Genomic DNA, 24204 nt, shown 5'->3' with positions numbered 1-24204 from the left:
ATCCATGTATAGGTTTATGAAAATCTTTAGTGCCTTTATTTGCTTATTACCTAAAGGTTTGCAATATGCTATTGGTACATTGCTAGGTGAAATTGCGTGGTTAGTGGTGCCACCTAAACGCAAGCGCCTAGCGATAGGCCAAATTTTATTCTGTAATATTACAGATGATCCTAAAGAAGCTCGACGTATTGCGAAAGCTAGCACTACACGCTTTGGCCGTATGATTATTGATGTATTGCGCTATCCTGAAATTAAAGATGGTGCATACAAAGATATGGTGGAGTTTATTAATCGAGAGTACTTAGATGATGCCTTAGAAAATGGTCGAGGTGCAATCTTAGCCGCTGTTCATAGTGGTAACTGGGAACTCCTAGGTGCCGTTCTTGCTTCTGAAGGGTATCCGTTGATTTCTGTGGCTATGAAACAGAATGGTGATGCCGATAAGTTTATCAATGAATATCGTCGGATTATGCATCAACATGTGACCTATAAAACAGGTGTTCGTGAAATGATTAATGAACTAAAAAAAGGCGCATTTTTAGGCCTTATTATGGATCAGGACCCTGGTGATGATGGTGTTCTTGCACCATTCTTTGGCTATGAAACATTGACGGCTGCGGGGCCAGCTGTATTGGCTCGTATGCAAGATGTGCCTATTATTTTTGTAACCATACATTATAGTCCGTTTTCTGAGAAACATGAGATTGAAGCACATCCACCAATTTATGTGGAACGCACGGATGATAAAAAGCGTGATATAGCGGTAACAACAACTCGTCTAAATGAGTTTATTGAAGATTATATTCGGCGATATCCTGAAGATTGGTTCTGGCTTCATAACCGTTGGAAATGGACTCGTCGTTTTTATGGTGAACAAATAGATACACCACCTGATGTTTTTCAATAGTTAATAATTTTAAAGAGATTTTGTTTATGCGATTGTGGAATATCCAAGATGAAACTTATTCCTACTAGCATGGATGAAATCTCTTTTTATTTTATACTTATAACTTAGTGTTAAAAATAATCTATTAAAATTTTAAAGACTAAGAATAGTCTTTCCAATTAGCGTAATATATGGTAAATTTCTTGTAACACCTATGCAAATAGGGTATAATACATATTGGTGTATAGTAAACGTGAATTCGGATTATGAAAGGACATTCTTATGAGTAAGCCACAACAAACAATAGAAAAGGCTGTTTCATATCAAGGGATTGGCCTTCATAGCGGTGAACCAGTACATATGGTTTTCAAACCTGCACCTGAAGATACAGGAATTGTGTTTGTCCGCACGGACATTGAAGGGAATCCTTTTGTGCGAGCACACATTGATAATGTGACGAACACTATGCGCGCTACCACATTGGAAAATGGTGAAGCAAAGGTATTCACTGTAGAGCATGTGATGGCAGCGTTCAGTGCTATGAATATTGATAACTGTTATATTGAAATGGATTCTCCAGAACCTCCAGTAGGTGATGGCAGTAGTGCTATTTTTGTCAATCTTATTGAAGAGGCTGGCATTAAAGAACAAACAGTACCGCGTCAGGTATATAAAGTGACTCGATCCCATGCTGTTTATGATGGAGACCGTTTTGTTGTGATCTTGCCATATGATGGTTATCGTATGACGTTCACATCTATTAACAGTCATCCGTTGCTGGGCACTCAACAATGTGATTTTGAAGTATCACCAGAATACTTTAAAGAGCATATTGGGTCTGCTAGGACTATCGGATTTATGAAAGAATTAGAACAATTACAGGCCATGGGGCTTGCAAAAGGCGGTAGCCTAGATAATGCATTAGTCTATGATGATGAGAAATGTCTATCTGTACCACGCTTTGAGGATGAATTAGTTCGTCATAAAGCATTAGATGTTATAGGAGATTTATTCTTATTAGGACCAATTGAAGGCCATGTAATTGCTTTGAAATCGAGTCATGAACTAAATTCAAGATTGGCTCGCAGTATAATGGAAGAAATAAGGGAGACACAGCCATGATTCTTAATCACGAAGATATTTTAGAAATTTTACCTCATCGTTATCCAATGCTTTTGGTGGATCGCATTGTTGAGTTAGAACCTATGAAACGTGCTGTGGGCATTAAAAATGCTACATTCAACGAATTGTTCTTCCAAGGTCACTTTCCAGGGAACCCAGTTATGCCAGGTGTATTATTGACTGAAGCTATTGCTCAAGTTGGTGGTATTGCATTATTGTACCCTGAGGAAAATCGTGGTCTTACTCCTATGTTTACAGGTATTGATAAAGTGCGTTTCCGCCATCCTGTAAAACCTGGCGATCAAGTTCGCATGGAGGTAGATATTGTTAAAATTAAAGGTAAAATGGGCAAGGTTGAAGGCCGTGCCTATGTTGGCGACAAATTGTGCGCTAGCGGTGAATACATGTTTGCCCTTGTATAATAGAATGAGGAGTGATTGTAGTGATAGTTGTAGGCATGGAAAATGCGGAATCCAACATCCATAGTACAGCCATAGTCCATCCAAATGCTAAATTGGGCAAAGATGTAATCGTAGGTCCTGGCGCTGTTATCGGCGAACATGTCGAGATTGGCGATGGCACACAAATCGGTGCACATGTTGTAATTGGTGGTTGGACAACCATTGGTAAGCGTTGTGAAATTTATCCTAACGCATCTATTGGGTTGGAACCGCAAGATTTAAAATTTAAAGGCGAAAAAAGCTATTGTAATATTGGCGATGAAACTGTTATTCGTGAATTCGTAACTATTAGCCGCGCTACTGGTGAAGGTGAAGAAACACGTGTAGGCAATAATTGTTTACTTCAAGCCTGTACACATGTGGCTCATAACTGTATCGTTGGTAATAATGTAATAATGAGTAATTGTGCTGGTCTTGCAGGGCACGCTATCGTTGAAGATCGCGTGGTTATTGGCGGTCTTGCAGGTATTCATCAATTTGTTAAAATCGGTCGTAATGCAATGGTTGGCGGGATGGCTAAGGTGGTACAAGATATCCCACCTTACGTGATTGCCGATGGTCAACCAGCACGTGTTATCGGTCTAAACTCTGTAGGCTTATCTCGTGCAGGAATTTCCGAAGATGTACGACGTGATTTGAAACAAGCATTCCGTATTATTTATCGTTCTGGATTCAGCTTATCTAAGGCGATTGAAGAAATGGAATTACAATTGGATTCTTCCGTAGAAATTGAAAATTTATTACGATTCCTACGTAATGCTGATAGAGGCATTATGCGTACTCGTCGCGACTAATTATGAGGACCTCGTACAATGTACGAGGTCTTTTTGTGTGCATTATTACTAGTTGAGTTTTATATCAATGATAATTTACATTATATTTATAGAAAAGTTTTGATAGATATATTCGTAGATGTTTTAGTAGTTAAAAGTAATAAGGAAATTTTAATAAAATGATGAAGAAAAGGGCATAAAGCTTGGCTTTTTAATGGTAAAAAGTAGCTATTTATAGTAAAATATATTGTATATGATTATGTCTATTTTTAGGCATTTTCATAGTGAACTTGAAATTACTAATTGATATATAGGCCGTGAGGTCATCTAGGAGGTATAGTCTTGGCAAAGGTAGGATTAATTGCGGGCATAGGTGTTTTGCCTGTAGAATTCATGCGTGCCGCTCATGTATTGGGCCACGAGGTGGTTGTTATCGGTGTAGTACCTGATATAGACCCAGCTCTAAAGGCTGAGGCTGATGCTTTCTACGATATTGGTGTTGCTAAACTAGGTAAAATCTTCAAAACCTTGAAAAAAGAAGAGGTTCAAGAGTTAACTATGCTTGGGAAAGTTACTAAAGAGATTCTTTTTAAAGGCCTTACGTTTCCTGATTTAAAAACATTAGGCGTTTTAAAGCGGCTCAAAAATCGTAAAGATGATACGATTATGCTTGCCATCGTTGATGAAATCGAACGAGAAGGCTTTAAAGTATTAGATCAAACAGCATACTTGAAACCATTTATGCCAAAGGTAGGAGTGCTTTCAAAAGCACAACCTACAGATGAGCAATGGGCTGACATTTGTTTTGGTTTTGAACTAGCTAAACAAATGGGGGCCCTTGATATTGGTCAAACCGTTGTTGTTAAACATAAGGCGGTCATGGCAATTGAAGCTATTGAAGGTACTGACAAGTGTATCTTGAGAGGTGGAGAACTGGGGCGCGGAGATGCGATTGTTGTTAAAACAGAAAAACCAAATCAAGACGTACGCTTTGATGTGCCAGCAGTAGGCATAAAAACTCTCATGTCTATGATTGATAGCGGTTGTAAAGTGTTAGCTGTAGAAGCGGAAAAGACTATTTTCGTACAACAACAAGATGTGCTTAATATGGCAGATCGTCATGGTATTGTTATCTGTGCTGTAGACCAAGAATTTGTAAATTCCAGAAAGGATACATAATGAAAGTCATGTTTTCCGCCGGTGAAGCTTCCGGCGATACTCATGCGGCAAGTGTAGCCAATGCATTGAGAGAAATAGATCCTTCTGTAGAGATGTTTGGTATGGGTGGCACCTTGATGGAGCGTGCTGGTGTTCGTATCGTGTATGATATTAATAACCTTGGTGTCATTGGTATTGTAGAGATTGTGAAATCGTTGCCAAAGTTCTTTAAGCTGCGCACGTATTTGAAACGCGTCATGATGAAGGAGAAACCGGATATTCTCGTTTGTGTAGATTATCCAGGTTTTAATATGAAATTAGCTGCGGTGGCTCATGAACTGGGGATTCCTGTTTTATATTATATTGCTCCAACGATTTGGGCTTGGCACAGTAGTCGTGGTAATACAATTCGTAAGTATGTAACCAAGGTAGCATCTATTTTCCCATTTGAAGCTGAAGCATATCGCAAGTACAAATGTGATGTAGATTTTGTAGGTCATCCTTTACTCGATATTGTACATCCTACGATGACTAAAGAAGCGGCCGAAGAATACTTTGGGGCTCGTAAAGAGGCTAAAAAAGTATTGCTTATGCCTGGCAGTCGTAAACAAGAGGTTTTATCCTTGCTTGATACGATGCTAAAAAGTGGTGAGCAATTGATGGCGAAGCATGAAGATGTTCAATTCTTCTTGCCTCGAGCACATACGATTGATCGAAGTGAGCTAGAAGCTTTTATCGATGCTCATAAGGTACCTGTTACGATTACGGAAGACCATACATATGACTTGATGCAGATTTGTGATGTGTGCCTTGCCGCATCAGGAACCGCTACATTAGAAACGGCTATGATGGAATTGCCAACCGTGTTATTGTATCGCGTATCACCAATTACTTATGGTATTGGTAAGATGGTTGTGAATGTAACACATGTGGGCTTGCCTAATATTGTAGCTGGTAAAGAGGTTATTCCTGAATTATTACAAGATGCTGTCACACCAGAAGCAATTGTATCTTTGGTGGAACCATTGATTAGTGATGTAGAGAAAAATGAAGCTATGCGTAGTGAATTGCGCGAAGTACGTCATAAATTAGGTGAGCCTGGTGCAGTAAAACGAGTAGCACATCTTGTGTACAATCTCGGTAAGGAGAAATGTAATGAATAGTTATTCTAGGCTCTTATATTTTGTAAAGCCTTATTATAAGCGGATGCTTTTTGCAGTGTTCTGCATGATTGTCGCTGCTGCTGCCTATTTGGTAGTGCCTTGGCTGATTAAGAATGTAGTAGACCAAGTGTTAGATGAAAAGAATATGTTTATGTTGAACCTTATTGTAGGTGCTATCATACTCATCTTCTTAATTCGTGGCTTTGCTACTTATGGTCAAACTTATAACATGTCCTACATCGGACAGCGCGTGATTATCGATGTACGTGAGGCTATTTTTAATCATCTACAAAAATTAAGCTTATCCTATTTCGATCGTCGTAAGACGGGCGTTATCATGAGTAATCTTACAAATGACGTAGCTGCATTGCAAACGGCCGTGGTAGATAACTTGATTTCTTTTATCACTGAATCTGTAACACTTATCGGTTCCTTGGTGTCCATGCTTCTCATTGACTGGAAATTGACGTTAGTTACTTTTATTACGGTTCCCGTAGTTTTAGTGATTATCAATGTTTTTGGTAAGAAGCTTCGCGTGGCGGGGCATGATGTCCAAGGGCGCGTAGCTGATATTACGGCACTTTTACAAGAGGTAATTAGTGCAGTTCGCGTTGTAAAATCCTTTGCTCGTGAAGATTTTGAGCGTAAGCGTTTTGAAGATGAAAATGATCGCAATTTTAAAGCAGTTATCAAAGCTACTAAATTGACTAGCTTGTTAAGCCCAATGGTTGAGTTTTCTGCGGCAATCGCTGTAGCGGTCATCCTTTGGTACGGTGGTTACTCCGTAGTAACAGGTGCCATCACTGCTGGTTCTTTGATTGCTTTCTTGATTTATGCTATTAACTTGTCAAATCCCGTAAAACGTTTGAGTCAAGTATATGGTAATATTCAAAAGGCGTTGGCTGCTGCCGATCGTGTATTTGAAATTTTAGATACTAAAACAGATGTTGTGGAGAAACCTGATGCTATTACATTGCCTGCGATTACCGGCAATGTGGAGTTTAATGATGTTTCTTTCTCCTATGATGGAGAAAAGACTGCCTTAGAAAATTTTGCCTTGTCAGTTAAGGCTGGCGAAAGTGTAGCCCTTGTTGGACCATCTGGTGCAGGTAAGACAACTCTCGCTAACTTACTACCTCGTTTCTATGATGTAACCGGTGGTTCTATTACAATTGATGGTTACGATATAAAAGATGTTACTTTTAAATCTTTGCGTGAACAAATTGGTCTTGTACCACAGGAAACCATATTATTCAATGCTACAATTAAAGAGAATATCTTGTATGGCCGTTTAGATGCTACTGATGAAGACGTGTATGAAGCGGCTAAAGCGGCTAACGTACTTGAGTTTGTTGAGAAGATGCCTGATGGTCTCGATACAATTGTAGGCGAACGAGGCAGTTCATTATCTGGTGGACAACGTCAACGCGTTGCCATCGCACGCGCTATTTTAAAAGATCCTCGTATTTTAATTCTAGATGAAGCTACATCTGCTTTAGATACGGAGAGTGAAAAACTTGTACAAGAGGCGTTAGATCGTCTCATGAAAGGGCGTACGGCATTTGTTATTGCCCATCGATTGAGCACTGTTCAAAATGCTCATCAAATTGTTGTACTCAATCAAGGTCGCTTGGTAGAGCAGGGGACTCACCAAGAGCTATTAGCTATTGACGGCGGATTGTACAACCATCTTTATTCCGTTCAATTCTCCAATAAAGGATAACCATGTACTGGATATATAACGTATTGCTCATATTCTATTGGATTGGCTTGATTCCGGTTATTTTATACCGACTTGCCTTTGAAGATGGATTTTATGAGCGTATCAAACAGAGTGCAGGCTATATGCCCGCTTCACTATTAAAGAAAATTGAAGGGCGTCGTGCTATTTGGATTCACGCCGCTTCCGTAGGGGAAATTGTGGCTACCAGTCCATTGGTAAAAGAGGTTAAAAAGGAATTTCCTGAAGCTGTTGTGGTTGTGTCAGTAGTTACTGCTACTGGTCATGCTATGGCTCATCGTATCATTCCTGAAGCAGAAGGAATTATATTCTTTCCCCTTGATCTGCCGTATTTAACTCGTAAAATTTTACATATTATTAAGCCGATTACTATTTTACTCGTAGAAACTGAAATTTGGCCAAACTTCTTGCGTATCGCCGAATCGGAAAACATTCCAGTTATGATGGTTAATGGACGCATTTCAGATCGCAGTATGAAACGTTATAAGTATATCAGTGCTTTTACGCGTGAAATGTTACGTTCTATTGAGCGTTTCTGCATGCAGTCCAAATTTGATGCGGCGTATATTGAAAGTTTAGGGGCTCATACACCTGATATTACCGTAACAGGTAATATGAAATACGATCAAACGTATGCCACCGTATCATATGAAGAAAAACAAGCTCTTCTCGATGAGTTTGGCTTTGGGAATAATCATCCTATCATTATTGCAGGTAGTACTCACAAAGGTGAAGAAGAGGCTATTTTTGAAACTTTTAAGCAAGTATTGAAAGAGTATCCACAAGCCCGTTTATTGATTGCACCTCGCGAGATTTATCGTGGTCATGATGTACAAAATATTGCAAAGCGTTATGAATTGAGTGCTATTTGTCGTAGTGATATGAAAGAGCCCGTTCATGAAGGTATTCCCGTTGTCGTTTTAGATACCATTGGTGAACTTGGACGACTGTATAGCTTAGGCGACATTATCTTTGTTGGTGGCTCTCTTGTTAAAACTGGAGGTCATAATATCTTGGAACCAGCTGCACATGGTAAGCCAATTTTGGTTGGTCCTCATATGTTTAACTTTAAAGAAATTTTCGCCTTATTAAACTCTCGAAATGCTTGTGAGCAAGTGAAGAATGGAAAAGAGTTAACCGCTATGGTCTTGCGTTTATGTAAGGATAGAGACTTGGCTAAAAAGATGGGGCAAAACTGCCTGGATATCATTAAAGAAAATCGTGGTGCTACGCGGCGTAATACACAAGAGTTACGTTTGCTATTTGAGAAACATCAAATTATTCCGTAGTAAGACTAAATTTGTAGATTAGTTTACTGTATTACATAATAGGAGGCGTCACCTATGAGTGGGGAAGCATTATTCAAATCCATCGTTAGTGGTGAAGATCAATCCGTATTAGGTGATATAGCTCGCTCCAGTTTAGGCCTTTTGAGTAAAGGTTATGAGAAAGCTGTATCAATACGCAATGCTCGATTTGATGAGGGTAAAGGCGTTACGAAAGTTACAGTGCCTGTAATCAGCGTTGGCAACATTACGGCTGGTGGTACTGGAAAAACACCGATGGTGCGATTTATTTGTGATGTGCTTACTCAGAAGGGCCTTCATCCTACTGTTCTTAGTCGTGGATACCGTGCAGAAGATAATAACAAAAATATTATTATTTCTGAAGACGGAACAATGCTTGTAGAGCCATCTATCAGTGGTGATGAGGCTTGGTTACTGGCTAAGGTTTTACAAAAATCTAATGTAATCATTGGACGTGAACGTTCCAAATCTGCAGAAATCGCTATTAATGAGCTAGGCGCCGATTGTCTTATTATGGATGATGGTTTTCAACATCGTGCACTAGCAAGAGATATTGATATTGTACTAATTGATGCATCCAATCCGTTTGGCTATGAACATGTGTTGCCACGGGGACTATTACGTGAACCCCTTAGTGGTTTACAGCGTGCGGATATTATCGTTCTTACTAAGGTGGATCAAGTAGCGCCAGGTATTGTATCTGGCATTCGAAAACGATTAACTCAGATGATTCCCAATATACCTGTCTATGAAACAACACATAAACCGCAGTTTATGTATACCTTAGATGAGTGGGCTAATGGCTCTGTTGGGGCTTCTGTAGATGCTTATAAGGAGCAACGCATTATGGCTGTAAGTGGAATTGGAAACCCTCAATCCTTTACACAAACGTTAACTGATGTAGGGTATAACGTTGTTCATACCTTGCCATTTGGAGATCATCATGACTTTTCAAATGATGATGTAGTTGAGATTTGGAAACAAGCATTTGCTCATCAAGCTGATGCTATTTGCATTACAGAAAAGGATGCAGTTAAGTTAAGTCAGTTGCATGCAATTGAAGACTTGAAAATACCGATTCTGGTGCTATCTATCGGGATTGAATTTGTTTCTGGAAAACAAGAATTCATAGAAAATTTAGAGATTTAGTGTATAATAATAAGATACACGAATAACAGAAATGGGGTTTTATCGTGAAGTTTGGATGTGTTATTCCTGCGCGTTATGGTTCTACAAGATTACCGGGCAAACCATTAGCTGATATTGCAGGTAAACCTATGATTGAACGGGTTTATGCAAGGGTATCACAAGCTACAAAGACAGTATGTACAATTGTAGCCACTGATGATAACCGCGTATATTCTGCAGTACAACAGTTTGGGGGAACTGTTATGATGACAGATCCTAATCACCCTACAGGGACGGATCGATTAGCAGAGGTTGCGAGTCATTATACAGACTTGGATGTTGTTATCAATGTCCAAGGTGATGAACCGATGATTGATCCAAATCTTATTGATGACTTGGCACGTCTATTTGAGGAAGATCCAAACTTGCAGATGGCCACAGTAGCTACTCCTTTATTAGAGGAAGAGTACGAGGAGCCATCAGCGGTAAAGGTCATTTTAAATAATCGTAATGATGCGATGTATTTTTCTAGATCTTTAATCCCATATCCTCGCCATGATTTTGTGCGTCCGCCACTAAAACATATTGGCATCTATGCATATCGTAGAGAGTTTTTATTAAACTACGCTAAGATGGAGCCAACTCCGGCGGAGCGAACAGAATCTCTAGAACAATTACGTGCTCTAGAGAACGGTTATACAATTCGTGTTATTTTGACAAATAAACGATTTATCGGTGTTGATACACCTGAAGACTTAGTTCGTGTTAATGCAATTTACGAGCAAGAGGAGAAATAAATGAAAACAGTTCAAATTAAAGATATTACTGTGGGTGGCGGCAAGGGTTTATTTGTCCTTGCAGGTCCATGTGTTATTGAGGACTATGACCGCACATTAGCTATCGGTAAACGAGCAAAAGAGATATGCGAACGTTTAGGTGTTCCCTATATCTTTAAAGCTTCCTTTGATAAAGCTAATCGCTCTAGCTTTAGTTCCTTCCGTGGACCAGGTCTTGAGGAAGGGTTAAAAATGCTTGCTTCTATTAAGAAGGAACTCAATGTGCCCGTTGTCAGTGACATTCACTCTATCGAGCAAATTGAACCTGCAGCTGAAGTATTAGATATTCTACAAATTCCAGCTTTTTTATGCCGTCAAACTGATCTTGTTTACGGCGCTGCTAAAACTGGTAAATGCGTAAATGTTAAAAAAGGTCAATTCATGGCTCCTAAGGACATGGAAAATGTTCTTAATAAAATGAAAGAAACAGGTAATGAAAATCTTATGCTTACCGAACGTGGTTTTAGCTTTGGTTATAATAATCTCGTAGTTGACATGAGATCCTTCCCAATTATGCGTTCTTTCGACTATCCAGTAATCTTTGATGCTACTCATAGCGTTCAATTACCAGGTGGTGCAGGGACTAAATCTAGTGGTAACCGTGAATTTGTACCAAATTTGGCACGTGCGGCTGTGGCTAGTGGCGTAGATGGGTTATTCTTTGAAGTACACGATAATCCTGAGGAAGCATTGTCTGATGGTCCTAATATGTTGTATTTAGATCAATTTGAAGCTGTGCTTCGTGATTTAGTAGCTATTGATAAAATCGTAAAAGGTTAGGGGCGGTATTTGTGACTATTTTAGAACAAGCGGCACAGGTGCTTCATGAGGAAGCTCGTGCTATTGAAGAATTAAGTTCTCGTTTGGATCACAATTTTGTAAATGCTGTAAATATGATTTTGGCTTGTAAGGGCCGTGTAGTATGTACAGGAATGGGGAAATCTGGTCATATTGGTCGTAAAATTGCGGCTACCTTGGCTAGTACAGGGACACCGGCACTTTTTATGCATCCTGGTGAAGGCGTGCATGGTGATCTTGGTATGATTACTGAAGATGATGTAGTGTTAGCATTTTCTAATAGTGGTGAAACAGGAGAAATCATTAGTATTTTGCCGTCTCTGCGCCGCATAGGAGCTAAATTAATCTGTGTTGTAGGGAAACCAGAGTCTACATTAGCAAAAAATTCTGATATTGTATTGTTGGCAGAGGTAGAACGAGAAGCTTGTCCATTGGGTTTAGCACCTACTACAAGTACTACTGTTGCTCTAGCACTAGGTGATGCATTAGCAGTATGTTTATTGGAACGCCATCATTTTACTCCAGAAAACTTTGCTGTATTCCATCCAGGTGGTTCCTTAGGTCGCAAATTATTGTTGACTGTAGAAAATATCATGCATGGTGGCGATGATAATCCAACAGTATTTAGAGGGGCTACCGTTCGTGATGCACTCTTTGTAATGACAGAAAAAGGGTTAGGTGCTACAAATGTTATTGATGAAGAAGGACATTTGTTAGGTCTAGTGACTGATGGTGATGTGCGTCGTGGACTTGATTCTGGCAGCAATTTTTTAGAATGGCCCGTAGAGGATATGATGACGTCTATGCCGCGTACGATTACAAAGGATAAATTGGCCGCAGAAGCGCTTCATTTGATGGAGAAAAATCAACCTCGCCCTATCACCGTATTACCTGTGGTTGATACTAATAATGTATGTCTTGGCATTGTTCACATTACGGATTTATTGCGTAGAGGCATTGTATAATGAATATTCAATGGATTGTTCTCGATGTTGATGGAGTTTTATCAGATGGCACTCTAATTTATACATCGACTGGAGAAGAGCTCAAAGCCTTTTCTGTAAAAGATGGTTTAGGCTTGACTGCGGCTCGTAAATCAGGGATAAAGTTAGCAATTATTACGGCTCGTGTATCTCCTATGGTAGAGCGCCGTGCAAAGGAATTGCATTTTGATGAACTTCTTATGGGGCATGCTAATAAAACTGAAGTATTAAGAGCTCTTTGTAAAAAACATCAAATCGACTTAGCTTCGGTTGCTTACATGGGTGATGATCTTAATGATTTAGGAGCTCTTCAACTCGTAGGTTTGCCGATGGCACCAAATAATGCGGTATTAGAGGTTAAATCAATAGCTAAATTTATTTCTACCGTCAATGGTGGACATGGTGCTGTTAGAGAGGCTGTAGAATATATCCTGAAGAATCAAGGTTTATGGGATTCTGTTGTTGCAGATTATGCGCGAGAGGCCCATGCTCATGGACAATAAAGGAGGTGGGCAGAATGAATAACGAATGGCAATACCATTTAGTTAAAGGCATTAGTTGGCTTGTTTGTCGACTACCATACAAGCTCATTTTGCTCATAGGCGCTTGTTTAGGTCCTGTATATGGGCTAATAGCGAAGAAGCAAAAGCTTAGAGGCATAAATAATATTAAAATTGGCATGAATATGAACGATCAAGAGGCGGAACAATTAATTAATAAGTTGTTCAAAAATCTTGGTCGCAGTGTTATGGAAGTATTATACATGCCAAACCTGACGAAATCCTTTATCAATAAACACATAGAGATGCGTGGTGTTGAACATTTAGAAAAGGCCATTGCTGAAGATAAGGGAGTTATCGTTCTTACCGGCCATGTAGGCAACTGGGAATGGATGGGGGCTGCTATGGCGGCTCATGGATATCCTTCCACTACAATTGTTAAGAAACAACCTAATGCTCAATTCACACGCCTTATGAATGAATATCGTGAGATGGTGGGGCTTGACGTATTTGCTAGTGGTGGCAACGAAATCGTTTCTGCTGCTAAGGCTTTAAAAAAGAAAAAACTTCTTGGATTCTTAGCTGACCAAGATGGATATATAAATGGTTTACCAGTTCCGTTTTTGGGACAAGATTCATCAGCTGTTATGGGACCAGCAACATTTGCAAAGAAATTCGGCTCTCCTGTAGTACCTATTTTTGCATCTCGTAAGCCTGAAGGAGGACATATCGTTCATATCTTGCCGGCATTACATTATGAGGAAACTGGCGATGAAGATGTTGATATGTATCGTCTAACTGAAGCCTGTGTACGTGTTACGGAAGAATTTATTCGTGAACATCCAGATGAGTGGCTTTGGTTCCAACATCGTTGGATGACTAAGATGGATCAAATTATTGATTACGATAAGAAGATAGCTATACGGGAGAGAGCGCATGAAAAACAATAAAAAGTTAATTGCCATTGTGGTCGCTATAGTATTAGCTCTAATCGGTCTTATTGTATTTATTATGAAAGACTCTAATGAGGCTAATTCCACTCAAAATCAAAGTGGACAACTCGTTAATTTCCAAGGTGCGGACTTGCAAGAGGAAAAGGATGGCAAGTTAGTATGGGCATTATCGGCTGAGAAGATTGAATATGACCCGCGTACAAAAGCTATCGTTCTGACCAATTTGAAAGGTCTGTTCTATCAAGATGATGTGACTACTACGATTACAGCTCCTCATGCTGTACTGACGGGTGATCGAAACTCTCTTGATATTGATCAAGGCGTTACTGCTACCAATACGGAAGGTGCAGAATTTAAAACTGAGGCCCTTCATTTTGATAACAAAACGAAAACATTGACATCTAAAACGGCTTTCACTTATAACAGTAAGGATGTAACCCTCATAGGTGACAAGCTTGAGGGCAATATGTCCTTAAAAATTATTAAAGCCATTGGACATGCGAAATTAACAAAGAAGTAATTGAGAGGAAATATGATGAATAAGAAAAAACAGATTGGTATGGCTATATTAGTTGTACTCATGACCGCATCTGTTACAGTTTGGGCTGCAAATGATCCGTTGACTATCAGCGCTGATACATTGTCTTATGATGGCAATTCAGGTCGTGCAGATGCAACAGGTAATGTTGTTATTACCCAAGCGGATAAAACTATGACTGGTGCCAAGGGTTGGTACAATACAAAAACTCAAGAAGCAAATCTTGATGGTGGTGTATCTATGATTGGTTCTGATATGGCCATGTCTGCTCAAGCGGTTCACAGTTACAATAATAATAAATTCACTGCTAATGGTAGCGTTCATTTACAACGTGCTGATCGCCAAATCTTTGGCGACAGTGTTGAGTATAGTACTGACTCTGAATACGGTCTTGTTACAGGCAATGCCCGTTTGATTGCTGAAGGGACAACCTTAACCGGTGATAAGGTAGAAGGATGGATGAAGGAAGTTCGTGCTGTAGCGCAAGGTAATGTTACCTTCTCTAATCCTGAACGAAACGTGTCTGGTTCTGCTGACCGAGCTACATATACACAAACGCCAAACCAAAATGATGGAGTGGTACTCTTATCGGGTTCTGCGCATGCCGTTCAAAATGGTAATGTACTGAATGCACCGGAACTGAAAATTCGTTTAGCTGATGATTCTGCTGAAACATTAGGTGGACGTAGTACACTCGTCATTGTTCCGAATAAATAAGGATAATATATGTATATAGAAACCAAAAACTTAGTTAAAACCTTTAGCGGACGCAATGTGGTAGATGGTGTAAGTCTACGCGTTGATAAAGGCCAAGTTGTAGGTCTATTAGGGCCTAATGGGGCCGGTAAAACTACGTCATTTTATATGATTGTAGGCATTGAAAGACCAAGTTCTGGTATCATTACCGTTGATGGCAAGGATATAACAAATATTCCTATGTATAAGCGGGCGGCTGAAGGGATTGGATACTTACCGCAAGAGGCATCAATCTTTCGTTCCATGTCTGTAGAGGACAATATTCGTGCCATGCTACAGATTACGGCAAAAAAATCTGATGAGATTGAAGCTATCGTGGAATCATTGATTGAAGAATTTCATATTGGACATGTCCGTGACCGTATGGGGATGCAATTATCTGGTGGTGAACGACGCCGTGTAGAAATTGCGCGTTGCCTCGCCTTAGAACCTAATTTCATCCTTCTTGATGAACCTTTTGCAGGTGTCGATCCAATTGCGGTTGCTGATATTCAGCAAATTATCTTACACGTTAAGAACCGAGGTATTGGTATCTTGATTACAGACCATAATGTTCGCGAAACATTGGGGATTGTAGATAAGGCTTATATTTTGAGTAATGGTAAAATCCTCCTAGAGGGTACCCCTGATGAAATTGCGAATGATCCAATCGCTCGTGAACATTATTTAGGGGATAACTTTAAATTATAGGAGGGGCTATGCGATTATTAGATAAATATATTTTAAAAGCTTTTGTAGGCCCATTCCTATTTGGGGTTTTTGCTTTTACTAGTATTTTTATTGGTACAGGCACATTGTTTAGGATTGCTCAATATATTACTGAATATGGAGCACCATTGTTGCTTGTTATGCAAGCATTTGTCTTGGCTTTACCAAGTATTGTTATTTTAACATTCCCAATGTCAGTACTATTGGCTTCTCTTATGACTTTTAGTCGTTTGAGTAGCACTAGTGAAATCGTTGTTATGCGTGCTGGAGGTCTAAGCTTTTTACGCTTGGCCATGCCTGTATATATTATTGCCCTCATCATTTCCATTGGGGCAGTAGCATTTAATGAATTTGTTGTACCTCGTACAAATCATATGTATCAAACGATTGTGCGCGAACAAATTATGAAAAATGCATCACCTCAAACACAAAATCATATTGTGTTAAAAACGATGAATGGTGATGAGCTAGGCACATTGATGTATGCTAAGAGCTATGATGCTGAAACCAAACAGTTGTCCATGATTACGGTTCAACAATTTGGGGAGGGCGGCAAGTTACAACAAGTTGAAAATGCTGATACAGCTATCTGGAATGGTCAATATTGGGTGATGCAGAATGGTATCATCTATGATTTATCAGCTGGTAATGGTGTTGAACGTACCATGAAATTTAAGGAGCAATCATTGCCGATTAAGTCTGCCCCAAAAGATATTCAACAAGATCAACGTAAGCCTGAGGAATTGACGATTAAGGAGTTACGTCACCAAATCAGAGCTTATAAGGCTGCTTATACTAATGCTAATAAACTTGAAATGGAAATGTACCAACGCTTTACAATTCCGTTGGCAAGTTTTGTATTTGCTCTCGTAGGTGCACCTTTAGGCCTTCAAAAGCAACGCTCTAGCTCATCTATCGGCTTTGGTATTAGTATTCTCATCATCTTTATTTATTATGGGGTGATGACCTTTGCTGGTGCTTTAGGGAAAGGTGGAGCATTGCCAACCTTATTGGCTGCATTAATACCGGATACATTAGGTATTATTGCAGGGTTGTATTTGAATTGGCGTGTATCGAAATAACAGATTGTATTCTTAGGAGAAAGGAGGGACATGATGTTAGTAGGTGTTAAAATCTTAATAATTATCGCTCTTATGGGTGGTCTCATTGCTTACATGGGGGATAAGCTAGGCACTAAAATTGGTAAACGTCGTATGTCCCTCTTTGGATTACGACCTAAGCACACATCTATTATAGTTACTATTGTGACAGGCCTTTTAGTTGCAGCAGCTACGGTTGGGGTATTAACTTTTACGTCTCAAAGTGTACGAACCGCATTGTTCGGTATGGATCAGTTGAGAGCTGATATGAAGCAGTTGAATAATGAGGTTGCTGCAAAGACGCAAGAACTGATTCGTGGACAGGCTTTGTTAGAACAAAATAAACAAGAGCTTGAAGAGCGGATGGCTGAGATCGAACAAATTCGCCGTGAAGTAGAGGCTACAAAAGCTGAATTGGCGAGTGCACAAGCTGCTAAAGATGCAACAGAAGCCGAACTAGCATCTTTACAAGCCTCTTATGCAGAGGTATCTCAAAAGGTAGCTGAGCTTGAAGCAACACGTGCTAAGATGGAAGCGCATATTAAGAATCTACAAAATACACAAGAACAATTGCAGAATGGCATCATTCATTTACGGGAAGGAACCATTCTCTTCCAAGTAGATCAGTTATTAGCACAAGCTGTTGTACGACCTGGTTTAAGTGAAGAAGATAGTAATAATGCTATTAAACATATTATCGATGATACAAATAAACTTGTTTTACGTCGCTTAGGTATAGAAGATAATGGTCAATCCGTTGTGTATGTAGATCGACAAAATGTTGAGGTAGCTACTCAAAAGCTAATCAATTCCAAGACTCCTATGGTGGTTCAAGTTGTGGCAGCCGGAAATATTATTTCAGGTGAACCTGCAGTTGCAGTTATTCAAGTATATCCACAACAATTTATCTATAAAAATGGAGAGGTAATTCACTCTACAGTAATTGATGGGGGTACTAATGCTCAATCGTCTATGCTTCAATTCTTGAAACAAGTAAATGAACGTGCTAAGGCAAAGGGGATTATTCCTGATTCCTTATCAGGTGATATTGGAACGATACCTGGTGATGATTTGTTTACAGCCATTAAAAGAATAAGTACTATGCGTGGCAAGGTTCATGTGGAAGCTTATACTGATGGCGACACATATTCATCTGGTCCTGTTCACCTCAAGTTGCGTATTACTCAAATGCCAGATTTCAATGATAAGGCAAAAATGTAAACTAATTAATATGATGAAGGTATGCTGTTTTCATACATTATAAAAGAAGGTCTTATGTAATTTTCAACATAAGACCTTCTTTTTATGTTAAAATATAACTACTGTACTTACAAAGGGGATAATCAAATGACTGAAAATACATATATTTTAGCAGTGGATCCAGGAAATGAGAAAACTGGCGTAGCTATACTTTCACCTTTCGGTGAGATGATATGCCGTAAAATTATTTCTTCAAATACTTTTAATAAAGATATTGAGCGTATTTTAACTGAATATTATGGTATTGTTCATATTGTTTGTGGAAATGGTACAAATCATAAACACTTGTATCCTTCTCTTCAACAAATTGGACGTAATCATAAAATTACAACTAGTTTAATCGACGAATCTCACAGTACAGAGGAGGCCCGTAAATTATATTGGCAATATAATCCTCCTACAGGGTGGCGCAAGATTATTCCTACATCTATGCAATTTCCACCAGAACCTGTAGATGATTTGACGGCTCTCGTTATTGGCTTGCGCTATACGAAGCAGTTAGCTCAGAACGAAGCGGCAATCAAAGAAGAAACTATGAGTTCAAGTGAGTTAGAAGAGAAAAGATTACATGCTATGGAGCAGTTATACGGAAAAGGAGATAATCATGACGAATGAAACTTCAATGCGTAACTGGTCAAATCTTATTATGCGCTGTGTAATGATGACTCTAGGTGCCTTAATATATACGATAGGGTTAGATTTATTCTTAGTACCCAATAGTATCATTGACGGTGGGGTAGTTGGTATATCTTTGATGGCTGCGGAACTATCAGGTATTTCTTTTAGCATTTTCGTAGTACTTTTCAACTTACCCTTTTTATATTTAGGCTATAAAGTAATTGGTAAAGGATTTACCTTGTCTACTTTGTTCTCTATTATATGGATGGCAATATTTTCTACCATTGCACACCGCTTTACACCTATTACAACTGACCCATTTTTAGGGTCAATCTTTGGTGGTATAATCTTAGGTATTGGGGTAGGGCTAATTATTCGTAATGGTGGCTCATTAGATGGATCTGAAATTGTAGCTATTATCTTTGATAAACGGTCCACCTTTTCTGTAGGCGAAATTGTAATGGCCATGAATTTAGTTATTCTTGGAGCAGCGGGCTTTGTATATAGTTGGAATAGTGCCATGTATTCCTTAATTGCTTATTTTATTGCTTATAAGATGATTGATGTGACCATCACTGGACTTGAAGAATCTAAAGGGGTTATGATTATTACCGATGCAGATAATTCCAAGATTATTGCTGATGCATTAAATGCTAATCTTAATCGTGGTGTTACTATTATGTATGGAGAAGGCGGGTATTTAAAACAACCGAAACATGTATTATATTCTGTAGTAACGCGGCTAGAAATTACAAGATTAAAGGATACCGTTTATGAAGTAGATCCTACAGCATTTATTACGATCCAAGACGTACATGATGTCTTTGGTGGGAGATTTACGAAAGGTGGTCATTAAGAGGAAACTATGAGTAATAAATTAGGTAGTACAATAGTAAAAGAAATATTAGATTGGATTTATGCTATTGCATTGGCATTAATCATTGCTATGGTAATTCATATTTTCTTGATTCAACCTACTAGAGTGTCTGGGGAATCAATGGATGATACATTACACAATGGACAATATTTGATTGTTACCAAATGGCATCATATTATGAATGATATGCCCGAATATGGACAAATCGTTATTATTGATAGTCGTGTTAATCGTGTTCGTACATGGGTGGATGATGTAAAAGAACCACTGATGAACTATGCATCTGTTTTTAATAAATCCGCTCAAACAAATGATGTATGGGTAAAACGTGTAATAGGTAGACCTGGTGATGTACTAGAGTTTAAAGATGGTTATGTATGGCGTAATGGAGAAAAATTACAAGAACCATATACAAAAGATACAAAAATGAATTATACCCGGTCTACACCTGTAACAGTTCCTGAAGGTCATGTATTTGTAATGGGGGATAATCGCAATCACTCTAGTGATAGTCGTTTTATCGGCCCAGTTCCTGTTGATCATATTCTAGGATTTGTTTCTTACGCAATTTAATAATCGTGAAAGCCTATCTACGATAAATTTCATCGTAGATAGGCTTTTTATAAGTTAAGAAGGATTAAGTTATGTTGTATCTTGTGAAATGTATACTAAATAAAATTTAGCAAGACGGCTAGGTCGAATCTAAATATATCACTTATCAATCTTATAGAAAATAAATAATTCAAACAAATGAATTAATATAAATTATAAGTATATCTAAATTTAATAAGTGATAATTATTAAAATTGTGGTTATAGATAATAAAATTATCTATTTTTTTAGACTATAAAATGAAATTTTGTAAAATTAAATTTTTAAAAATGCAGTAATAATCTATGTTTTTGGTATAATTTTTATTCATGAAAGAAATTTCATAAAATTTAGTTGTGTAAAATGCTTTACAAAGTTTTGGGGTGGTGGTATATTCACATCAACAGAAAGGCTACGCTACAAAGAAGTGGAGCTAAGATAGATAATTTAGTTGAGGAAACATGGACACTCCTAATACATCTTTCATAGTGATACTACTTATGTAGTGAATGTCTTCTGCAAATATAAATTCTTATTTATAAGAAAGAAGGAATTCATTATGAAAAAACAATTCGCAACAATGTTAGCAGCAACAGCAGTGTTAGGTGTAACAACAGCATTTGCTGCAAATCCATTCTCCGATGTAACTCCAGATAGTTGGGCATACCAAGCAGTATCCCAATTAGCACAAGCTGGTATCGTTAATGGTTATCCAGATGGCACTTTCAAAGGCCAAAACAATATCACTCGTTATGAAATGGCTCAAATGGTAGCTAAAGCTATGGCTAACCAAGATCGTGCTAACGCTGAACAACAAGCTATGATTAACCGCTTGGCAGATGAGTTCTCTAATGAGTTGAACAACCTTGGCGTTCGAGTATCTCGCTTAGAAGACCGTGTAGGTAATGTAAAGGTAACTGGTGATGCTCGTATCCGTTACCAAGGTTCTGAAGACAAAGGTGTTTACAAAGCTAATAGTAAATCTTTAACTGACGGCCGTGCACGTGTACAATTCAATGCTAATGTAAATGATAAAACACAAGCAGTTGTTCGTGTAAAAGGTAATTACGAATTTGGTGACTCTACTAAAGGTTCTCAAGCAACAATCGATCGTGCTTACGTAGATCACAAATTTGGTAGCAACGTATCTGCTAAAGCTGGTCGTTTCCAACAAACAATTGGTGGCGGTTTGATGTACGATGATACATTTGATGGTGCACAATTGAACGTAGGTAATGATAAAGTTCAAGTACAAGGTGCATATGGTTATATGATTGATGGTGCTGCTGATGGCAACTCCAAATCTGATAACCCATCTGTATCCTATGTAGGCTTAAAAGGTAAAGTTGGTAAAGAATCCTCCGTTGGTGGTTTCTACTCCAGATTATCTAGCGGCAACTTGAACCACAATGGTGTAACAGTTAATTCCGATAAACAAGATGTTTACGGTTTCAATGCGGACTTCCGTAAAAATAAATTGTGGGCTGGCGGTGAATGGTTGAAAGCTTCCAACGTAGATAATTCTCAAGCTTGGACAGCAGGTCTTGGCTATGGTAACTACGACATCGCTAAAAAAGGTACATGGGATGTGAAAGGTCAATACTTCAACCAAAAAGCTAATGCACCAATCGTAAGTTCCACTTGGGATCAAGCATATGATTTAACAAATACATCTAATGGTTACAAAGGTTACATGGCTAGCGTAGACTACGCAGTACAAGATAACGTAGGTTTATCCGCAGGTTATGGTTTCAACTCTAAAGACCAAAGCGGTAATGATCTTTCCGATTTCTATCGTGCAGAATTAAATTACAAATTCTAATTCCCTCACAAACAAAAAAAGACTTCTTCGGAAGTCTTTTTTTTTGTTGCATAAAAGTATTATGAATTATTTTATATATAATAGTATATATATAGTAAAATGTTTTATAAATACATAATATTAAAAGTAATCGAATAATTTAGTGGTTATCAAGAATTATATCCCTTATATTTTAGGATATATTTATAAAATCTTTCTGTATAGAAAGATAAATTTCTTATTAATTATATATATATTAATAAGTTTAACTTAATGAAAAATATAATAAAAATTCTCAATTAATAGAAAGGGATATAAAATTAAATTTTTTTATGAAAAAAGTTATACCTTATAAAACTAGATAAAATCTAATCTTGAAGATATTTTAAGTTATAAAAATAAGATGTTGAGAATACAATTGAGAAAAAAGGGTTTACATGAAAAAATGGTTGTGCTAATATCACCGTACAAGAAGTAGCAAACATATGAAACGAAGAACTTCGATGAAGAATGTGGCGAGGAAACGTGGACACTCCCAAAGATTCTTAATCTGAAGAACTGAGTAGAATGTGAATGTTATGACTTGAACATTTTATTTTCTATTTTTTTCAGAAAGAAGGAATTCAACTATGAAAAAACAATTCGCAGCAATCTTTGCAGCAACAGCAGTTTTGGGTGTAACTACTGCATTCGCAGCTAACCCATTCTCCGATGTAACTCCAGATTCTTGGGCATACCAAGCAGTTTCTCAATTGGCTAACGCTGGTGTTATCAATGGTTACCCAGATGGTACTTTCAAAGGCCAAAACAACATCACTCGTTACGAAATGGCTCAAATGGTAGCTAAAGCTATGGCTAACCAAGACCGCGCTAACGCAGAACAACAAGCTATGATCAACCGTTTGGCTGATGAATTCTCTAACGAATTGAACAACTTGGGCGTTCGTGTAGCTCGTTTGGAAGACCGCGTTGGTAATGTAAAAGTTACTGGTGATGCTCGTCTTCGTTATAAAGATGCTGAACATGCTAAATCCAAATTCGACGCTCGTGCACGTGTACAATTCAACGCAAAAGTAAACGATCGCACTGATGCAGTTGTTCGTATGACTTCCGGTAGCTTCGAATTGGGCAACTCTGAAAATGAAGATAAAGCAGATGCTACAATTGATCGCGCTTATGTAAACCATAAATTCGGCGAACATGTATCCGCTAAAGCTGGTCGTTTTAACCAAGTTCTTGGTGGCGGTTTAGCATTCGATGGTACATTCGATGGTGCACAATTCAACGCTGGTAACGATAAAGTAAACTTACAAGCAGCTTATGGTTACATGGTATCTGGTAATATCGGCTTGCTTACTGGTACTCCAAAACTTGATGCTAATGGTAATCCTCAAATTGATCCTAATGGCACTGTTGTTTGGGATAATTCCTTATCTAAAATGAGTAATGTAACTCATACATATGTAGGCTTGAATGGTAAAGTAGGTAAACACACTATGGTTGGTGGTTTCTACGATCGCGTTAACCAATCCTCTGGTTACAAAAACATCTACGGCTTCAACGCTGACGCTAACTTTGACAAAGTTTGGGTAGGTGGCGAATGGTTGAAAGCTTCCAACGTTGACGAATCTCAAGCTTGGACTGCAGGCGTTGGTTTCGGTAACTACGACATCAAAAAACAAGGTACTTGGGGTGTAAAAGGTCAATACTTCGATGCAAAAGTTAATGCTCCAATCGTAGATACAACTTACAACCACATCTACACTACAAATGCTAAAGGTTGGATGGCTTCCGTTGACTATGCATTGCAAAACAATGTTGGTTTGTCTGCTAACTACGGCTTCGACTGGAAAGACCAAAACGGTAACGACAAATCTGACTTCTACCGTGCAGACCTTAACTACAAATTCTAATTTGATAGTTAATTATATGAAAGAGACTTCTTCGGGAGTCTCTTTTTTGTGTTGTACGCCGAATAGGCATATGACTAAACCCCCAGTTAAACTGGGGGTCAGTAAAAATTCTTAGAGAAAAGAAACGAACCTCCTAGTGCTAGAATGGAGTTGATCTGGCAACCACAACATTTCAACATAGGAGGTTCAATGTCAATGAATGACGTAAAAAGCTTATCACATAGTAAATGGAG

Annotated in this window: 24 protein-coding genes; all 24 read left to right on the top strand. The window is 38.4% G+C overall.

Features of this window, described 5'->3' with window-relative positions; all coding sequences use genetic code 11:
• Window positions 1–4 precede the first annotated feature (4 nt).
• On the top strand, window positions 5–907 hold the full coding sequence (locus E7L28_RS07015; protein ID WP_128114131.1) for a lysophospholipid acyltransferase family protein: 903 nt from the start codon (window positions 5–7) through the stop codon (window positions 905–907).
• 261 nt (window positions 908–1168) lie between these two features.
• On the top strand, window positions 1169–2008 hold the full coding sequence (lpxC, locus tag E7L28_RS07010; protein ID WP_316691678.1) for a UDP-3-O-acyl-N-acetylglucosamine deacetylase: 840 nt from the start codon (window positions 1169–1171) through the stop codon (window positions 2006–2008).
• The gene (gene fabZ / locus E7L28_RS07005; RefSeq protein WP_004695477.1) at window positions 2005–2430 is read left to right on the top strand and encodes a 3-hydroxyacyl-ACP dehydratase FabZ; all 426 of its coding nucleotides are present in this window, start codon (window positions 2005–2007) and stop codon (window positions 2428–2430) included. The genes lpxC and fabZ overlap by 4 nt, the downstream gene beginning before the upstream one ends.
• A gap of 20 nt (window positions 2431–2450) precedes the next feature.
• Window positions 2451–3263 carry an acyl-ACP--UDP-N-acetylglucosamine O-acyltransferase gene (lpxA, locus tag E7L28_RS07000; RefSeq protein ID WP_004695481.1) on the top strand — a complete coding sequence of 271 codons (813 nt, stop codon included), beginning with the start codon at window positions 2451–2453 and terminating at the stop codon, window positions 3261–3263.
• Between the two features lie 321 nt (window positions 3264–3584).
• A complete protein-coding gene (locus tag E7L28_RS06995) occupies window positions 3585–4421 on the top strand; it encodes an LpxI family protein (protein ID WP_316691677.1) in 837 nt (278 codons plus the stop codon).
• Window positions 4421–5563, top strand: coding sequence for a lipid-A-disaccharide synthase (lpxB, locus tag E7L28_RS06990; RefSeq protein WP_316691676.1), 1143 nt, complete (start codon window positions 4421–4423; stop codon window positions 5561–5563). Before E7L28_RS06995 ends, lpxB begins: the two co-directional genes overlap by 1 nt.
• Window positions 5556–7286: an ABC transporter ATP-binding protein gene (locus E7L28_RS06985; RefSeq protein WP_316691675.1), complete on the top strand. Its 1731-nt coding sequence runs from the start codon at window positions 5556–5558 to the stop codon at window positions 7284–7286. The genes lpxB and E7L28_RS06985 overlap by 8 nt, the downstream gene beginning before the upstream one ends.
• A 2-nt stretch (window positions 7287–7288) precedes the next feature.
• Complete coding sequence (locus E7L28_RS06980; protein WP_012864072.1) at window positions 7289–8593, top strand: 3-deoxy-D-manno-octulosonic acid transferase; 1305 nt, start codon at window positions 7289–7291, stop codon at window positions 8591–8593.
• Between the two features lie 54 nt (window positions 8594–8647).
• The gene (lpxK, locus tag E7L28_RS06975; RefSeq protein ID WP_316691673.1) at window positions 8648–9760 is read left to right on the top strand and encodes a tetraacyldisaccharide 4'-kinase; all 1113 of its coding nucleotides are present in this window, start codon (window positions 8648–8650) and stop codon (window positions 9758–9760) included.
• 44 nt (window positions 9761–9804) lie between these two features.
• Window positions 9805–10536 (top strand): 3-deoxy-manno-octulosonate cytidylyltransferase, encoded by a 732-nt coding sequence (kdsB, locus tag E7L28_RS06970; protein ID WP_316711565.1) that lies wholly within the window; start codon window positions 9805–9807, stop codon window positions 10534–10536.
• Window positions 10537–11355, top strand: coding sequence for a 3-deoxy-8-phosphooctulonate synthase (gene kdsA / locus E7L28_RS06965; protein WP_004698452.1), 819 nt, complete (start codon window positions 10537–10539; stop codon window positions 11353–11355).
• Between the two features lie 11 nt (window positions 11356–11366).
• Window positions 11367–12338: a KpsF/GutQ family sugar-phosphate isomerase gene (locus E7L28_RS06960; RefSeq protein WP_058948513.1), complete on the top strand. Its 972-nt coding sequence runs from the start codon at window positions 11367–11369 to the stop codon at window positions 12336–12338.
• Window positions 12338–12859, top strand: coding sequence for a KdsC family phosphatase (locus tag E7L28_RS06955; protein ID WP_004698460.1), 522 nt, complete (start codon window positions 12338–12340; stop codon window positions 12857–12859). The genes E7L28_RS06960 and E7L28_RS06955 overlap by 1 nt, the downstream gene beginning before the upstream one ends.
• A gap of 14 nt (window positions 12860–12873) precedes the next feature.
• Window positions 12874–13806, top strand: coding sequence for a lysophospholipid acyltransferase family protein (locus tag E7L28_RS06950; RefSeq protein ID WP_004698446.1), 933 nt, complete (start codon window positions 12874–12876; stop codon window positions 13804–13806).
• Entirely contained in the window at window positions 13793–14329 is a 537-nt protein-coding gene (gene lptC / locus E7L28_RS06945) for an LPS export ABC transporter periplasmic protein LptC (RefSeq protein ID WP_316691672.1), read from the top strand. The genes E7L28_RS06950 and lptC overlap by 14 nt, the downstream gene beginning before the upstream one ends.
• Before the next feature lie 12 nt (window positions 14330–14341).
• Window positions 14342–15064 carry an LptA/OstA family protein gene (locus E7L28_RS06940; RefSeq protein ID WP_316691671.1) on the top strand — a complete coding sequence of 241 codons (723 nt, stop codon included), beginning with the start codon at window positions 14342–14344 and terminating at the stop codon, window positions 15062–15064.
• Between the two features lie 9 nt (window positions 15065–15073).
• Complete coding sequence (gene lptB / locus E7L28_RS06935; protein WP_012864076.1) at window positions 15074–15793, top strand: LPS export ABC transporter ATP-binding protein; 720 nt, start codon at window positions 15074–15076, stop codon at window positions 15791–15793.
• Window positions 15794–15801: 8 nt separating this feature from the next.
• On the top strand, window positions 15802–16893 hold the full coding sequence (locus tag E7L28_RS06930; protein ID WP_012864077.1) for an LptF/LptG family permease: 1092 nt from the start codon (window positions 15802–15804) through the stop codon (window positions 16891–16893).
• Window positions 16894–16926: 33 nt separating this feature from the next.
• On the top strand, window positions 16927–18132 hold the full coding sequence (locus E7L28_RS06925) for a DUF3084 domain-containing protein (protein WP_012864078.1): 1206 nt from the start codon (window positions 16927–16929) through the stop codon (window positions 18130–18132).
• A gap of 126 nt (window positions 18133–18258) precedes the next feature.
• Entirely contained in the window at window positions 18259–18786 is a 528-nt protein-coding gene (locus E7L28_RS06920; RefSeq protein ID WP_278606651.1) for a RuvC family protein, read from the top strand.
• Window positions 18776–19645 (top strand): YitT family protein, encoded by an 870-nt coding sequence (locus E7L28_RS06915; protein ID WP_012864080.1) that lies wholly within the window; start codon window positions 18776–18778, stop codon window positions 19643–19645. The genes E7L28_RS06920 and E7L28_RS06915 overlap by 11 nt, the downstream gene beginning before the upstream one ends.
• Before the next feature lie 9 nt (window positions 19646–19654).
• A complete protein-coding gene (gene lepB, locus E7L28_RS06910) occupies window positions 19655–20239 on the top strand; it encodes a signal peptidase I (RefSeq protein ID WP_008603428.1) in 585 nt (194 codons plus the stop codon).
• A gap of 577 nt (window positions 20240–20816) precedes the next feature.
• Window positions 20817–22079, top strand: coding sequence for an S-layer homology domain-containing protein (locus E7L28_RS06905; protein ID WP_004695518.1), 1263 nt, complete (start codon window positions 20817–20819; stop codon window positions 22077–22079).
• A 608-nt stretch (window positions 22080–22687) separates the two neighbouring features.
• Entirely contained in the window at window positions 22688–23971 is a 1284-nt protein-coding gene (locus E7L28_RS06900) for a putative porin (RefSeq protein ID WP_101929016.1), read from the top strand.
• The last annotated feature ends 233 nt before the right edge of the window (window positions 23972–24204 follow it).

Origin of the sequence: Veillonella parvula (assembly GCF_032575955.1) — a bacterium.
Lineage (GTDB): Bacteria > Bacillota > Negativicutes > Veillonellales > Veillonellaceae > Veillonella > Veillonella parvula_J.
The sequence above is the reverse complement of the archived record's forward strand: the minus strand, read 5'-3'. Positions and strand labels throughout refer to the sequence as shown.

Excerpts from the sequence above, each read along its gene's own strand:
- lptB (WP_012864076.1), top strand. The coding sequence starts at position 15,074 with ATGTATATAGAAACCAAAAACTTAGTTAAAACCTTTAGCGGACGCAAT.
- E7L28_RS06930 (WP_012864077.1), top strand. The coding sequence starts at position 15,802 with ATGCGATTATTAGATAAATATATTTTAAAAGCTTTTGTAGGCCCATTC.
- E7L28_RS06900 (WP_101929016.1), top strand. The coding sequence starts at position 22,688 with ATGAAAAAACAATTCGCAGCAATCTTTGCAGCAACAGCAGTTTTGGGT.
- lpxK (WP_316691673.1), top strand. The coding sequence starts at position 8,648 with ATGAGTGGGGAAGCATTATTCAAATCCATCGTTAGTGGTGAAGATCAA.
- E7L28_RS06920 (WP_278606651.1), top strand. The coding sequence starts at position 18,259 with ATGACTGAAAATACATATATTTTAGCAGTGGATCCAGGAAATGAGAAA.
- E7L28_RS07015 (WP_128114131.1), top strand. The coding sequence starts at position 5 with ATGTATAGGTTTATGAAAATCTTTAGTGCCTTTATTTGCTTATTACCT.
- E7L28_RS06950 (WP_004698446.1), top strand. The coding sequence starts at position 12,874 with ATGAATAACGAATGGCAATACCATTTAGTTAAAGGCATTAGTTGGCTT.
- E7L28_RS06980 (WP_012864072.1), top strand. The coding sequence starts at position 7,289 with ATGTACTGGATATATAACGTATTGCTCATATTCTATTGGATTGGCTTG.
- lpxB (WP_316691676.1), top strand. The coding sequence starts at position 4,421 with ATGAAAGTCATGTTTTCCGCCGGTGAAGCTTCCGGCGATACTCATGCG.
- E7L28_RS06955 (WP_004698460.1), top strand. The coding sequence starts at position 12,338 with ATGAATATTCAATGGATTGTTCTCGATGTTGATGGAGTTTTATCAGAT.
- E7L28_RS06905 (WP_004695518.1), top strand. The coding sequence starts at position 20,817 with ATGAAAAAACAATTCGCAACAATGTTAGCAGCAACAGCAGTGTTAGGT.
- E7L28_RS06985 (WP_316691675.1), top strand. The coding sequence starts at position 5,556 with ATGAATAGTTATTCTAGGCTCTTATATTTTGTAAAGCCTTATTATAAG.
- lpxC (WP_316691678.1), top strand. The coding sequence starts at position 1,169 with ATGAGTAAGCCACAACAAACAATAGAAAAGGCTGTTTCATATCAAGGG.
- kdsA (WP_004698452.1), top strand. The coding sequence starts at position 10,537 with ATGAAAACAGTTCAAATTAAAGATATTACTGTGGGTGGCGGCAAGGGT.
- fabZ (WP_004695477.1), top strand. The coding sequence starts at position 2,005 with ATGATTCTTAATCACGAAGATATTTTAGAAATTTTACCTCATCGTTAT.
- lptC (WP_316691672.1), top strand. The coding sequence starts at position 13,793 with ATGAAAAACAATAAAAAGTTAATTGCCATTGTGGTCGCTATAGTATTA.
- lepB (WP_008603428.1), top strand. The coding sequence starts at position 19,655 with ATGAGTAATAAATTAGGTAGTACAATAGTAAAAGAAATATTAGATTGG.
- E7L28_RS06915 (WP_012864080.1), top strand. The coding sequence starts at position 18,776 with ATGACGAATGAAACTTCAATGCGTAACTGGTCAAATCTTATTATGCGC.
- E7L28_RS06940 (WP_316691671.1), top strand. The coding sequence starts at position 14,342 with ATGATGAATAAGAAAAAACAGATTGGTATGGCTATATTAGTTGTACTC.
- E7L28_RS06925 (WP_012864078.1), top strand. The coding sequence starts at position 16,927 with ATGTTAGTAGGTGTTAAAATCTTAATAATTATCGCTCTTATGGGTGGT.